The organism is Caballeronia sp. ATUFL_F2_KS9A (assembly GCF_023630765.1).
In the GTDB taxonomy this organism is placed as follows: Bacteria; Pseudomonadota; Gammaproteobacteria; order Burkholderiales; family Burkholderiaceae; genus Caballeronia; species Caballeronia zhejiangensis.
Window position 1 is genome coordinate 1 of record NZ_JALQEK010000003.1, and the last position, 13,294, is coordinate 13,294.

General features: G+C 64.4%; 13 protein-coding genes. All 13 read left to right on the plus strand.

All coding sequences use genetic code 11. The features are described 5' to 3' along the window. Positions 1-161 precede the first annotated feature (161 nt). The 13 genes from pyrH to rnhB all read left to right on the plus strand — a co-directional run bounded on the left by pyrH (position 162) and on the right by rnhB (position 13,292). Positions 162-875 carry a UMP kinase gene (gene pyrH, locus NCS67_RS05275; protein ID WP_008350086.1) on the plus strand — a complete coding sequence of 238 codons (714 nt, stop codon included), beginning with the start codon at positions 162-164 and terminating at the stop codon, positions 873-875. Between the two features lie 94 nt (positions 876-969). After that, the gene (gene frr, locus NCS67_RS05280; protein ID WP_008350085.1) at positions 970-1,530 is read left to right on the plus strand and encodes a ribosome recycling factor; all 561 of its coding nucleotides are present in this window, start codon (positions 970-972) and stop codon (positions 1,528-1,530) included. A gap of 83 nt (positions 1,531-1,613) precedes the next feature. Then, positions 1,614-2,396: a polyprenyl diphosphate synthase gene (gene uppS, locus NCS67_RS05285; protein ID WP_034471985.1), complete on the plus strand. Its 783-nt coding sequence runs from the start codon at positions 1,614-1,616 to the stop codon at positions 2,394-2,396. Then, complete coding sequence (locus tag NCS67_RS05290; RefSeq protein ID WP_008350082.1) at positions 2,390-3,202, plus strand: phosphatidate cytidylyltransferase; 813 nt, start codon at positions 2,390-2,392, stop codon at positions 3,200-3,202. Before uppS ends, NCS67_RS05290 begins: the two co-directional genes overlap by 7 nt. An 18-nt stretch (positions 3,203-3,220) precedes the next feature. Beyond that, a complete protein-coding gene (locus NCS67_RS05295; protein ID WP_250434592.1) occupies positions 3,221-4,438 on the plus strand; it encodes a 1-deoxy-D-xylulose-5-phosphate reductoisomerase in 1,218 nt (405 codons plus the stop codon). A 7-nt stretch (positions 4,439-4,445) separates the two neighbouring features. Next, complete coding sequence (gene rseP, locus NCS67_RS05300; RefSeq protein ID WP_008350079.1) at positions 4,446-5,828, plus strand: RIP metalloprotease RseP; 1,383 nt, start codon at positions 4,446-4,448, stop codon at positions 5,826-5,828. Between the two features lie 77 nt (positions 5,829-5,905). Further along, entirely contained in the window at positions 5,906-8,218 is a 2,313-nt protein-coding gene (gene bamA, locus NCS67_RS05305) for an outer membrane protein assembly factor BamA (RefSeq protein ID WP_008350077.1), read from the plus strand. A 106-nt stretch (positions 8,219-8,324) separates the two neighbouring features. Next, positions 8,325-8,831 (plus strand): OmpH/Skp family outer membrane protein, encoded by a 507-nt coding sequence (locus tag NCS67_RS05310; RefSeq protein ID WP_008350075.1) that lies wholly within the window; start codon positions 8,325-8,327, stop codon positions 8,829-8,831. 28 nt (positions 8,832-8,859) lie between these two features. After that, on the plus strand, positions 8,860-9,951 hold the full coding sequence (lpxD, locus tag NCS67_RS05315; RefSeq protein WP_250434594.1) for a UDP-3-O-(3-hydroxymyristoyl)glucosamine N-acyltransferase: 1,092 nt from the start codon (positions 8,860-8,862) through the stop codon (positions 9,949-9,951). A 147-nt stretch (positions 9,952-10,098) separates the two neighbouring features. Continuing rightward, positions 10,099-10,557 (plus strand): 3-hydroxyacyl-ACP dehydratase FabZ, encoded by a 459-nt coding sequence (fabZ, locus tag NCS67_RS05320; RefSeq protein WP_008350071.1) that lies wholly within the window; start codon positions 10,099-10,101, stop codon positions 10,555-10,557. Between the two features lie 64 nt (positions 10,558-10,621). After that, the gene (gene lpxA, locus NCS67_RS05325; protein WP_008350069.1) at positions 10,622-11,410 is read left to right on the plus strand and encodes an acyl-ACP--UDP-N-acetylglucosamine O-acyltransferase; all 789 of its coding nucleotides are present in this window, start codon (positions 10,622-10,624) and stop codon (positions 11,408-11,410) included. A gap of 11 nt (positions 11,411-11,421) precedes the next feature. Then, complete coding sequence (lpxB, locus tag NCS67_RS05330; protein ID WP_008350067.1) at positions 11,422-12,588, plus strand: lipid-A-disaccharide synthase; 1,167 nt, start codon at positions 11,422-11,424, stop codon at positions 12,586-12,588. Beyond that, positions 12,588-13,292, plus strand: a complete 705-nt coding sequence (gene rnhB, locus NCS67_RS05335) for a ribonuclease HII (RefSeq protein ID WP_250434596.1) — start codon at positions 12,588-12,590, stop codon at positions 13,290-13,292. The genes lpxB and rnhB overlap by 1 nt, the downstream gene beginning before the upstream one ends. The last annotated feature ends 2 nt before the right edge of the window (positions 13,293-13,294 follow it).

Here is a 13,294-nt window from a genome sequence, read left to right on the forward strand (position 1 = left end):
CCCCCCCCCCCCCCCCCCCCCCCCCCCCCCCCCCCCCCCCCCCCCCCCCCCCCCCCCCCCCCCCCCCCCCGCCGCCCGATCCGGCCCGCTTGCGGTAAGTAATGTTTCACCCCTACAGTTCTACGTTGTTGCAACCCTCCTCGGCGCGATCGGAACCTCATATGCCCACAGCCTACAAACGCGTACTCCTCAAGCTCTCCGGCGAAGCCCTGATGGGCGACGATGCTTTCGGCATCAATCGCGCAACAATCGAAAGGATGGTGGCGGATGTCGCGGAGGTGGTGCGGATCGGGACGCAACTGGCCGTCGTGATCGGCGGCGGCAACATCTTCCGCGGTGTCGCGGGCGGCGCGGCCGGCATGGACCGGGCGACGGCCGACTACATGGGGATGCTCGCCACGATGATGAACGCGCTCGCGCTGCAAGACGCGATGCGCCACGCGGGCATCGAAGCGCGCGTGCAATCCGCGTTGCGCATGGATCAGGTGGTCGAGCCGTACATCCGCCCCCGCGCGATCCGTCAACTGGAAGAGGGCAAGGTCGTGATCTTCGCGGCCGGCACGGGCAACCCGTTCTTCACGACGGATACGGCCGCCGCGCTGCGCGGCTCGGAAATCGGCGCCGAAGTGGTGTTGAAGGCGACGAAGGTCGATGGCGTATACTCCGCCGACCCGAAGAAGGACCCGCATGCGACGCGTTACAGCACGATCAGCTTCGACGAGGCGATCGGCAAGAATCTTCAGGTGATGGACGCCACCGCGTTCGCACTGTGCCGCGACCAGAAGCTGCCGATTCGCGTGTTCTCGATCACGAAGCCGGGCGCATTGAAGCGCATCGTGCAGGGCGACGACGAAGGGACGCTCGTCCACGTGTAAACTCTCGCGGTATCAGGCGCCGCGCAGCGGGGCGGCAAGCCTCGCGCGACAGAGCGCCGCTATCGCCGGTAAAACTTAGGTTTGGAGGTTCAAAATGAGTGTGGCTGACATCAAGAAGAGCGTCGACCAGAAGATGCAGCGGTCGATCGAAGCGTTCAAGGCCGATCTCGCCAAGATCCGTACGGGCCGCGCCCACACCGGGCTGCTCGACCACATCCAGGTCGACTACTACGGTTCGAACGTGCCCATCTCGCAAGTCGCGAACATGACGCTCGTCGATGCCCGTACGATCGGCGTGCAGCCGTGGGAAAAGAAGATGGTCGCCGTGATCGAGAAGGCGATCCGCGAATCGGATCTCGGCCTGAACCCTGCCACGCAGGGCGACCTGATCCGCGTGCCGATGCCCGCGCTGACCGAAGAGCGCCGTCGCGAACTCACGAAGGTCGTGAAGAGCGAAGGCGAGACCGCCAAGGTCGCCGTGCGCAATCTGCGCCGCGATGCGAACGATCAACTGAAGAAACTCGTGAAGGACAAGGAGATTTCGGAAGACGACGAGCGCCGTGCGAGCGACGAAGTGCAGAAGTTCACCGACAAGTTCGTCGCCGAAATCGACAAGCTCGTTCAGACCAAAGAATCCGAAATCATGACGGTGTGAGGCCGTAGAGACGGTCCTGCCAAGCCCGGACGTGCAAGCTCCGGGCTGGCTCTCACTTCTTCAGATTCCCAGATTCAGCGGCCATGACCTATACCAGCTCCACCGTTGCCGTGCCCGATGTCGCGGCTGTCCCGCGTCACGTCGCGATCATCATGGACGGCAATGGCCGATGGGCGACCGAGCGGCGTCTGCCGCGCGTCGCCGGTCATACGCGCGGCGTCGATGCGGTCCGCGCGACCGTCGAAAGCTGCGCGCGGCGCGGCGTCGAATTCGTCACGCTCTTCGCGTTCAGTTCCGAAAACTGGCGCCGTCCGACCGACGAAGTGTCCTTCCTGATGCGCCTGTTCGTGACCGCGCTCGAACGCGAGATCGGCAAGCTGCATGCGAACGGCATTCGTCTGCGCGTCGTCGGCGACATTTCCATGTTCGACGACCGCATCCGCGCGCTCATCCAACGCGCCGAAACCAAGACAGCCCGCAATACGCGACTCACGCTGACCATCGCTGCCAATTACGGCGGGCGCTGGGACATCATGCAGGCGACGAAGAAGCTTATCGCGGAGTCTCTCGAGTCGGGCGTGCCCGCGCGCGTGGACGACGAATCGTTCGCCGAACATCTCGCGATGGCCTACGCGCCGGAGCCGGATCTGTTCATCCGCACGGGCGGCGAGCAGCGCATCAGCAACTTCCTGCTGTGGCAGCTCGCTTACACCGAGTTCTACTTCACCGACACCTACTGGCCCGACTTCGACGCCGACGCCCTGGACCGCGCGATCGCGTCCTACGGCGACCGCGAACGCCGCTTCGGGCGCACCAGCGCGCAACTCGCTTCCCAATCGCAGAAGGCCGACACCCTTTCATGCTAAGAACCCGTGTCATCACGGCAATCGTCCTGCTCGCCGTACTCGTGCCGATCACGCTGTTTGCGCCGATCGGCGCATTCGGAGCGTTGATCGGGTTCGTCGTCGTGTTCGCGGCCTGGGAATGGGGACGGCTCCTCAAGCTGAACGGGGCGGGGCCGGTCGCTTACGCGCTCGTCGCGGGCATCGCGCTCGTTCTGAGCACGTTCCTCGGGATCAAAGCCACGCCGCTCTACCAGATGGCCGGTATTTTCTGGGTGCTGGCGGGGCCTTACGCATTGCTTCGCAAGCCCGCGCTGGCCGCGCACGCCTGGCGCGCGTTCCTGCTTTTCGCCGGAATCGTCGTGTTTCTGGCCTGCTGGCACGCGGTCGTCGACGCGCGCACGCGAGGCGTATCCTTCGTGCTATCGCTTCTGCTAGTAGTCTGGCTGGCTGATATAGGCGCATACTTCGCCGGAAAAGCGCTCGGCCGCCATAAGCTCGCCCCGTCGATCAGCCCGGGCAAGACCTGGGAGGGCGCCATCGGCGGGTGGCTCGCCGTTATCGTCATCGGCGCGCTCGCCGCCGCCACCGGCTTTTACGCGCCCACCGTATTCACCGCCTTCGTCGGACAGCTCGGCTGGGATCGCGCGTTCGTCGCGCTTTCCGTGCTGGTCGCGTTCAGCGTGGTCGGCGATCTGTTCGAGTCGCTGCTCAAGCGCCAGGCGGGTGTCAAGGACTCGAGCGGCCTTCTGCCGGGTCACGGCGGCGTCCTCGACCGCATCGACGCATTGTTGCCTGTATTGCCGATCGCATTGCTCATGCTTGGCTGATCGGCTAGAGAAGAATTTATGCAAACACGTCTCACACTGCTCGGCTCCACGGGCTCGATCGGCGATAGCACGCTCGACGTCGTGGCGCGGCATGCGGACCGTTTCTCGGTCTACGCGCTCACCGCTCACCGCAACGGCGACAAACTCGTCGCGCAATGTCTGAAGTTTCAGCCCGAAGTGGCGGTCGTCGGCGACGCCGAAACCGCCGTACGCGTCGCGGCTGCGTTGCGCGCGCAGGGTTGCAAGACCGAAGTGACGCACGGGACCGAGGCGCTCGTCGAAGTCGCGCGCGCGGCGCAGTGCGATACGGTCGTCGCGGCCATCGTCGGCGCGGCGGGCCTGGCGCCCACGCTCGCCGCCGCACGCGCCGGCAAGCGCATCCTTCTCGCGAACAAGGAAGCGCTCGTGATGTCCGGCCAGATTTTCATGGATGCGGTGCGCGACAACGGCGCGATCCTGCTGCCGGTCGACAGCGAGCACAACGCGGTGTTCCAGTGCCTGCCGCCTTGCGCAGACAAGGAAGCGAAGCTGCACGGCGGCGTCTCGAAGATCATCCTGACGGCGTCCGGCGGTCCTTTCCGCACGCGCGAGCCCGCGACGCTCGTGAACGTCACGCCCGAAGAGGCCGTGAAGCATCCGAACTGGGCGATGGGCCGCAAGATCTCGGTCGATTCCGCGACGATGATGAACAAGGGCCTCGAAGTCATCGAGGCGCACTGGCTCTTCAATCTGCCCGGCTCGCGCATCGAGGTGCTGATCCATCCGCAGAGCGTGATTCATTCGATGGTGTCCTATGCCGACGGCTCGGTGCTCGCGCAACTCGGCAATCCGGACATGCGTACGCCGATCGCGCATGCACTGGCGTATCCTGAGCGTGTCGATTCGGGCGTCGCGCCGCTCGATCTCGCGCAGATCGCGACGCTCACATTCGAAAAACCCGACTTCGCGCGCTTCCCGTGTCTCGCGCTGGCGATTGCCGCGCTGGAAGCAGGCGGCATCGCGAGCGCGGCGTTGAACGCGGCCAATGAAATCGCCGTCGAGGCGTTCCTCGATCGCCGCATCGGCTTCATGGCGATCGGCGACGTGGTGGATCGCGTGCTGAACGCGCTGCCGAATACGAGCGCCGCGACCTTGGCCGACGTTCTCGCCGCGGATGCCGACGCGCGCCGTCTGGCGTCCCGTTTCGTCGCAGAGCTCACCGCGAGCGCGCCGGGCGCCGAACCCATCGCCCATTGAGGCCGTCATGAACTTTCTGACCGAAATCGTCGCCTTCGTTGTCGCGATAGGCGTACTGGTCGTCGTCCACGAATTCGGTCACTACAGCGTCGCGCGACTGTGCGGCGTGAAAGTGCTGCGGTTCTCGGTCGGCTTCGGCAAGCCGCTCGTGCGATGGGTCAGCAAGAAGACGGGCGTCGAATGGACGATCGCCGCGCTGCCGCTCGGCGGCTACGTGAAGATGCTCGACGAACGCGAGGTCGATCCCGAGAGCGGCACGACCATTCCCGCCGAAGACCTGCCGCGCGCGTTCAACCGTCAGAACGTGGGCAAGCGCATCGCGATCGTCGCGGCGGGGCCGATCGCCAATTTCCTGCTCGCAATCGTGCTGTTTTCCGCCGTGTTCGCGGGCGGCGTGACCGAGCCGGCGGCGATCGTTTCGCAGCCCGCTTCCGATACGGCGGCGGCGCAAGCGGGCTTCGAAGGCGGCGAAACGATTCTCTCGATGCGTGACGCGGAAGGCGGCGAGACGCATCCGATCCGCTCATGGTCCGACCTGCGCTGGAAGATGCTCGACGCATCGTTCGATCATCGGCGCATCGTGCTGACGGCGAAGACGCACGACGGCACCTTCGACTTTCCGGTGACGGTCACGGGCATCACCGATTCCGAAGCCGATCAGGATTTCATGGACAAGCTCGGCTTCACGCCGGGCGGCGGCACGCTGACGGTCGCGGGCGTCGAGGCGGGCAGCGCGGCGCAGAAGAGCGGGCTGAAGGCGGGCGACATGCTGCGCGCGATCGACGGCCGCAGCGTCGACAACGCGACGAGCTTCATCGACTACGTGAAGGCGCACGGCGGCAAGCCGGTGACGCTCGTGGTCGAGCGCAACGGCCAGCGCGATTCCGTGCAGATCGTGCCGGACGTGAAGCGCGATGCGTCGACGGGCAAGGACATCGGGCGTATCGGCGCCGCGCTCGCGAATCAACTGCCGACGGTAGATGTGCGCTACGGGCCGCTCGAAAGTCTGCGCCTCGGCGTGAACCGCACGTGGGACATCAGCGTGTACTCGCTGCGCATGTTCGGGCGGATGATCACCGGCGAGGCGTCGCTCAAGAATCTGTCAGGGCCGGTCACGATTGCCGACTACGCGGGCAAGAGCGCAAGGCTCGGTGCGACGGCCTTCATTTCGTTTCTGGCACTCGTGAGCATCAGCCTCGGAGTGTTGAACTTGTTACCGATTCCGGTATTGGACGGTGGGCATCTGTTATATTATTTGGTTGAGGCTGTTACCGGCAAGGCAGTATCCGATCGCTGGCAGCTTGTTCTGCAAAGGGCGGGCCTGGTCTGCATCGTCGCTCTGTCGATGATCGCGCTGTTCAATGACCTCGCGCGTCTGATTCGTTTTTGATCCACTTTGACAATTTCTGGCGGCGTCTTTCGAGCGACCGCCGGAACGAATGCAGCTTTAAATACTGGGGAAGCACGTTGTTCAAACCTCATCGCTTTGTTCCTAAGACGGCTGTGGCCGCGGCGCTCGCCGCAACGGGCATGGCGGCGCACGCCACCACGCCGTTCGTCGTGCAGGATATTCGGATCGACGGTCTCCAACGCATCGAGCCTGGCTCCGTGTTCGCTTATCTGCCGATCAAGCAAGGCGACACCTTCACCGACGACAAGGCCTCCGAAGCGATTCGCGCACTCTACGCAACGGGTTTCTTCAACGACGTTCAGATTGCCACCGAAGGCAACGTGGTGATCGTTCAGGTGCAGGAACGCCCGGCGATTTCGGCCATCGATTTCGCGGGCCTGCACGAGTTCGACAAGGACAACCTCACGAAGGCGCTGCGTTCCGTCGGCCTGTCGCAAGGCCGCTCGTACGACAAGGCGCTCGTCGACAAGGCGGAGCAGGAGCTCAAGCGCCAATACCTGACGCGCGGCTACTACGCCGCGGAAGTCACGACCACCGTGACGCCGGTCGACCGCAATCGCGTGCAGATTCTGTTCTCCGTCGCGGAAGGTCCGAGCGCGAAGATTCGCCAGATCAACTTCGTCGGCAACAAGGCGTTCAGTTCCAGTACGCTGCTCGGCGAAATGCAGCTTTCCACGCCGAACTGGTTCTCGTGGTACACGAAGAGCGATCTCTACGCGAAGGAAAAGCTCACGGGCGACCTCGAGAACGTGCGCTCGTACTATCTGAACCGCGGCTACCTCGAGTTCGCGATCGACTCCACGCAGGTGTCGATCTCGCCGGACAAGAAGGACATGTATCTGACGATCGCCGTGCACGAAGGCGAGCCGTACAAGATCAGCAGCATCACGCTTTCGGGCAATCTGCTCGACCGTCAGGCCGAGCTCAACAAGCTCATCAAGATCAAACCGGGCGAGCGCTTCTCGGCCGAAAAGCTGCAGTCGACCACCAAGGCGATCGTCGACAAGCTCGGCGAATACGGCTACGCGTTCGCGCAGGTCAACGCGCAGCCGCAGATCGATCAGGCGAACCACACCGTGGCGCTCACGCTGCAAGTCGATCCGAGCCGTCGCGTGTATGTGCGGCGCGTGAACATCGTCGGCAATACGCGTACGCGCGACGAAGTGGTGCGCCGCGAAATGCGCCAGCTCGAAAGCTCGTGGTTCGATTCGAGCCGCCTCGCGCTGTCGAAGGACCGTATCAACCGTCTCGGCTACTTCACCGACGTGGACGTCACTACGACGCCCGTGGAAGGCACGAACGACCAGGTCGACGTCGACGTGAAGGTGGCCGAAAAGCCGACCGGCGCGATCACGCTGGGCGCGGGCTTCTCGTCGACGGACAAGGTGGTGCTCTCGGCGGGCGTGTCGCAGGACAACGTGTTCGGCTCGGGCACGAGTCTCGCGGTCAACGTGAACACCGCGAAAACCTATCGCACGCTGACCGTGACGCAGGTCGATCCGTACTTCACGATCGACGGCATCAAGCGCATCACCGACGCTTACTACCGCACGTATCAGCCGCTGTATTACTCGACGGATTCGAGCTTCAAGATCATCACGATGGGCGCGGACACGAAGTTCGGCATCCCGTTCTCGGAGCAGGACACGGTGTTCTTCGGCGTCGGAGCCGAACAGAACACGATGGACGTGGACAGCAACACGCCGCAGTCCTACAAGAACTACGTGAACGAGTTCGGCCGTGTCGTGAACAACTATCCGCTGACCGCGGGCTGGTCGCGAGACAATCGCGACAGCGCGCTCGTCCCGAGCCGCGGCTACTACATCCAGTCGAACGCAGAATACGGCACGCCGCTCGGCAACACGACGTACGCGAAGTTCGACGCGCAGTTCCAGTATTACTACTCGTTCGCGCGCGGTTTCGTGCTCGGCTTCAATCTGCAGGGCGGCTACGGCAAGGGCCTGCAAGGGCAGACGTACCCGATCTTCAAGAACTACTACGCGGGTGGTATCGGTTCGGTGCGCGGTTACTCGCCGAGCTCGCTGGGTCCGCGCGACGCGAAGACCAACGACCCGATCGGCGGCTCGCGCATGGCGGTCGGCAATATCGAGCTGACGTTCCCGCTGCCGGGAACGGGCTACGATCGTACGCTGCGCGTGTTCACCTTCCTCGATGCCGGTAACGTCTGGGGCGATCCGGGTCAAGGCGGTACGAGCGGCGGTGCAAACGGCTTGCGCTACGGTTACGGTCTGGGTCTCGCGTGGATCTCGCCGATCGGCCCGCTCAAGCTGAGCCTCGGCTTCCCGCTGCAGAAGCATGAGGGCGACCAGTATCAGAAGTTCCAGTTCCAGATCGGTACGGCGTTCTAAGCAGCCCGCCGATGAACGCGAACTTCATTTTTTTCGACGTAACGTGAGGAACACTTTGGGAACCGGTAAGCATTCGAAACATAGGGCGCTGGCGCTTGCGTTGTCGATGGTTCTCGGCCTGGGCACGGCGATGTCCGCCAGTGCTCAGGAAGCGCGCATCGCGGCGGTCAATTCGGACCGCATCTTGCGCGAATCGTCCGCGGCGAAGGCCGCCCAGTCGAAGCTCGAGCAGGAATTCTCCAAGCGCGACAAGGCGCTGCAGGACATGGCGCAGCGCCTGAAGGCGATGTCGGACAACATCGACAAGAACGGTGCCTCGATGTCGCCGACCGACCGCGCGGCCCGTCAGCGCGATCTGGCGCAGCTCGACGCGGACTTCCAGCGCAAGCAGCGCGAGTTCCGCGAGGACCTGAATCAGCGCCGTAACGAGGAACTCGCGGCGGTGCTGGACCGCGCGAACAAGGTGATCAAGCAGATCGCCGAGCAGCAGCACTACGACCTGATCGTGCAGGAAGCGGTGTACGTGAGCCCGCGCATCGACATTACGGATCAGGTGCTAAAGGCGCTGGCGGCGGGCGCGACCGGCACGGGTTCGCTCACGAACCCGAACTGACGAGGACTGAGACGAGATGGCATCAGGCATGACGGTCACCCTCGGCGAGCTGGTGAAACGCTTCGGCGGCGAGGTGGTCGGCGACGGCGCGCACGCGGTCGGCAGTCTCGCGCCGCTCGACAAGGCGGGCCCCGCGCAGCTCGCGTTTCTCGCGAATCAGAAGTATCTGCCGCAAGTCGAGACGACGCGCGCCGGCGCCGTGCTGATTTCCCCGGCCGACCTCGACAAGGTGACGAATCGCGCGGGCAGTAATTTCATCGTCACGCCGAATCCTTACGCTTATTTCGCTCGCGTGGCTCAGGCGTTCATCGACTTGGCGACGCCCAAGGCCGAGCCTGGCGTGCATCCGAGCGCCTACATCGATCCGGACGCGAAGGTTGCGGCGAGCGCCGTGATCGGCCCTCACGTGACGGTTGAGGCGGGCGCGGTCGTCGGCGAGCGCGTGAAGCTGGATGCGGGCGTAGTCGTCGGGCGCGGCGTTACGCTAGGCGACGACGTTCATCTGTATCCGAACGTCACCGTTTATCACGGCTGCAAGCTCGGCGCGCGCGTGATCGTGCACGCGGGCGCGGTGATCGGTGCGGACGGTTTCGGCTTCGCTCCGGATTTCGTCGGCGAGGGCGATGCGCGCACCGGAAGCTGGGTGAAGATTCCGCAGGTTGGCGCGGTGGATATCGCCGACGACGTGGAAATCGGCGCCAACACGACGATCGATCGCGGCGCGATGGCGGACACCGTCATCGAGGAATGCGTGAAGATCGATAATCTCGTGCAGATCGGCCACAACTGCCGCATCGGCGCGTACACGGTCATCGCCGGCTGCGCGGGCATCGCGGGCAGCACGAGCATCGGCAAGCATTGCATGATCGGCGGCGCGGTGGGCATCGCGGGGCACGTGACGCTCGCGGACTACGTGATCGTCACCGCGCAATCCGGCGTGTCGAAGTCGCTCCTGAAGCCCGGCATGTACACGAGCGCGTTTCCGGCCGTGCCGCATGCAGACTGGAACAAGAGCGCGGCGATCATGCGCAATCTGGACAAGATGCGCGAGCGCATCAAGGCGCTCGAGACCGCGCTCGCCGATTCACGCAAGCGCGACGAGACGAGCGGCGGCGCATAAGCGCCGGGCTCGTTCGAACGAAGAACGAACCACAAGCAAGAGCGGGCCGGTTCAAGCCGCCGAAGCGAGCTGGCAATCCCGGGCGGGCGTCCGATACGGCCCGCCATCCAAATTTCCGCGCCCGACGCGCGCGTGAGCAGAACGACCATGAGCACAGAAAAAATCAATCTCGACATCCACAAGATTCTCACGCTGCTGCCGCATCGCTATCCGATCCTGCTCGTGGACCGCGTGCTCGAACTCGAGCCGCACAAGAGCATCAAAGCGATCAAGAACGTGACGATCAACGAGCCGTATTTCCAGGGCCACTTCCCGACGCGCCCGGTGATGCCCGGCGTGCTGATTCTCGAAGCGCTCGCGCAGACGGCCGCGCTTCTGACGTTCGCGGAAGAGCCGCACGATCCGTCCAACACGCTCTATTACTTCGTCGGCATCGACGGCGCGCGCTTCAAGCGCGTGGTGGAGCCGGGCGATCAGCTCGTTCTCAACGTCACGTTCGAGCGGTACATGCGGGGCATCTGGAAGTTCAAGGCGCGCGCCGAAGTGGACGGCGTGACCGCCGCCGAAGCCGAGCTCATGTGTACCGTCAAGAGCACGGACGCCTGAGCGCCTTCGCGTTCACACCGCGTTCAACGTAACAAGCAGCACGAACAGCATAGGCGAAAAGCGCATGAGCAAGATTCACCCAACCGCGATCATCGAGCCGGGCGCTCAGCTCGACGAGTCCGTCGAAGTCGGGCCGTACGCGATCGTCGGTTCGCACGTCGTGATCGGCGCGGGCACGACCATTGGCTCGCACAGCGTGATCGAGGGCCACACCACGATCGGCCGCGATAACCGCATCGGCCATTACGCGTCGATCGGCGGCCGTCCGCAGGACATGAAGTACAAGGGCGAGCCGACGCGCCTCGAAATCGGCGACCGCAACACCATCCGCGAATTCACGACGCTGCACACGGGCACGGCGCAGGATCAGGGCCTCACGTCGATCGGCAGCGACTGCTGGATCATGGCGTACGTGCACGTCGGTCACGACTGCCGGCTCGGCGACAACGTCATCATGTCGAGCAACGCGCAACTGGCGGGACATGTCATCGTCGGAGACCACGCGATCGTCGGCGGCATGTCGGGCGTGCATCAGTTCGTGCGCATCGGCGCGCATTCCATGCTGGGCGGCGCATCGGCGCTCGTGCAGGACGTGCCGCCGTTCGTCATCGCGGCAGGCAACAAGGCGGAGCCGCACGGCATCAACGTCGAGGGTCTCCGCCGCCGCGGCTTCACGCCCGACGCCATTTCGGCGCTGCGCTCCGCGTATCGCATCGTCTACAAGAGCGGCCTGTCGCTCGAAGAGGCGAAAGCGCAGCTGAAGGAGCTGAGCACGGCAGGCGGCGAGGGCGATGCGCCCGTCAAGGCATTCTCCGATTTCATCGCGGCGTCGCAGCGCGGCATCATCCGCTGACACGCTGTCCGATGACCCTGATCACCAACCCGCCACGCATCGCGATGGTCGCGGGCGAGCCGTCCGGCGACCTGCTCGCGGCATCGCTGCTCAAAGGCCTGCGGCGCACGCTGCCCGAAGGCACGCGCTATAGCGGCATCGGCGGTCCGCGCATGACGGCCGAGGGCTTCGAAGCGCATTGGCCGATGGACAAGCTGACCGTGCGCGGCTATGTCGAAGCGCTGAAGCACATTCCCGAGATTCTCGGCATCCGCAACGAGATCAAGCGTCAGTTGCTTGCCGAGCCGCCGTCGGTTTTCATCGGTGTGGACGCGCCCGATTTCAACTTCGGCCTCGAGCAGCCGCTGCGCGAAGCGGGCATTCCGACCGTGCATTTCGTCTGTCCGTCGATTTGGGCGTGGCGCGGCGGCCGCATCAAGAAGATCGTGAAAGCGGTCGATCACATGCTGTGCGTGTTTCCGTTCGAAACGGCGCTGATGGAAAAGGCGGGCGTCGCCGCGAGCTACGTCGGCCATCCGCTCGCCGATGACATTCCGCTCGAGCCGGACGTCGCGGGCGCGCGCCGCGAACTCGGCATCGCGGAAGGCGGTCCGGTGATCGCGGTCCTGCCGGGCAGCCGTCGCTCGGAGATTTCGCTGATCGGCCCGACCTTCTTCGACGCGATGGAACTGATGCAGCTTCGCGAGCCCAACGTGCGCTTCCTGATGCCCGCGGCGAATCCGGCGTTGCGCGAACTGCTGCGGCCGCTCGTGGACGCGCATCCGCATCTGTCGCTGACGATCACGGACGGCAACGCCCAGCGCGCGATGACCGCCGCCGATGCGATCCTCGTGAAAAGCGGCACGGTGACGCTCGAAGCGGCGCTGCTCAAGAAGCCGATGGTCATCTCGTACAAGGTGCCTTGGCTGACGGGTCAGATCATGAAGCGTCAGGGTTATCTGCCGTATGTCGGCTTGCCGAACATTCTGGCGGGCCGCTTCGTCGTGCCGGAAATCCTGCAGCACTTCGCGACGCCCGAAGCGCTCGCCGACGCCACGCTGAAACAGTTGAACGACGACGCCAACCGCCGTACCCTGACGGAAATATTCACCGACATGCACATCGCGCTGCGCCAGAATACGTCGCAGAAAGCGGCCGAGGCCGTCGCGCGGGTGCTCGACACGCGGAGGCCGCGGTAATGGCCGCTAGACGATCGGCGCAAGCCGGACTCGATTTCAGCTCACCGTTCGACGTCGTTTGTGGCGTCGACGAGGCCGGGCGCGGTCCGCTGGCCGGTCCGGTCGTGGCGGCGGCGGTCATCTTCGATCCGGCGAAGCCTCGCATCAACGGCATCGACGATTCGAAGGCGCTCTCTGCCAAAAGGCGCGAAGAGCTGTACGAGAAGATCGTCGATCGCGCGCTCGCGTACTGCATCGCGTCGGCGAGCGTCGAGGAAATCGACACCATCAACATCCTGCATGCGAGCATGCTGGCGATGAAGCGCGCGGTGGAAGGCCTCTCAGTCGCGCCGACGCTCGTGAAAGTCGATGGCAATCGCTGCCCGACCTTGTCCATCCGCAGCGAAGCCGTCATCCGCGGCGATGCGCTCGTCAAGCAGATCTCGGCGGCGTCGATTCTCGCAAAGGTCACGCGTGATCGCATGCTGGTCGATCTGCACGAGCTTTTCCCGATGTACGGCTTCGCCACGCATTCCGGCTACGGCACGCCGCAGCATCTGAAGGCGCTGCGCGAACATGGGCCGTGCGAGCATCATCGGCGGTCGTTCGCGCCGGTGCGCGAGGCGCACGCGCTCGTGTTCGGTTCGGTGTTGCCCGAGATCGCTCCCGAAGTGCTTCAGGTCGCATCGACGATCGAAGACGATCCCGACGCGCTCGCCTTCTGAGC

What these genes read in the sequence shown, in the direction of transcription:
- pyrH (WP_008350086.1), top strand. Translation starts at nt 162, where the DNA reads ATGCCCACAGCCTACAAACGCGTACTCCTCAAGCTCTCCGGCGAAGCC.
- frr (WP_008350085.1), top strand. Translation starts at nt 970, where the DNA reads ATGAGTGTGGCTGACATCAAGAAGAGCGTCGACCAGAAGATGCAGCGG.
- uppS (WP_034471985.1), top strand. Translation starts at nt 1,614, where the DNA reads ATGACCTATACCAGCTCCACCGTTGCCGTGCCCGATGTCGCGGCTGTC.
- NCS67_RS05290 (WP_008350082.1), top strand. Translation starts at nt 2,390, where the DNA reads ATGCTAAGAACCCGTGTCATCACGGCAATCGTCCTGCTCGCCGTACTC.
- NCS67_RS05295 (WP_250434592.1), top strand. Translation starts at nt 3,221, where the DNA reads ATGCAAACACGTCTCACACTGCTCGGCTCCACGGGCTCGATCGGCGAT.
- rseP (WP_008350079.1), top strand. Translation starts at nt 4,446, where the DNA reads ATGAACTTTCTGACCGAAATCGTCGCCTTCGTTGTCGCGATAGGCGTA.
- NCS67_RS05310 (WP_008350075.1), top strand. Translation starts at nt 8,325, where the DNA reads ATGGTTCTCGGCCTGGGCACGGCGATGTCCGCCAGTGCTCAGGAAGCG.
- lpxD (WP_250434594.1), top strand. Translation starts at nt 8,860, where the DNA reads ATGACGGTCACCCTCGGCGAGCTGGTGAAACGCTTCGGCGGCGAGGTG.
- fabZ (WP_008350071.1), top strand. Translation starts at nt 10,099, where the DNA reads ATGAGCACAGAAAAAATCAATCTCGACATCCACAAGATTCTCACGCTG.
- lpxA (WP_008350069.1), top strand. Translation starts at nt 10,622, where the DNA reads ATGAGCAAGATTCACCCAACCGCGATCATCGAGCCGGGCGCTCAGCTC.
- lpxB (WP_008350067.1), top strand. Translation starts at nt 11,422, where the DNA reads ATGACCCTGATCACCAACCCGCCACGCATCGCGATGGTCGCGGGCGAG.
- rnhB (WP_250434596.1), top strand. Translation starts at nt 12,588, where the DNA reads ATGGCCGCTAGACGATCGGCGCAAGCCGGACTCGATTTCAGCTCACCG.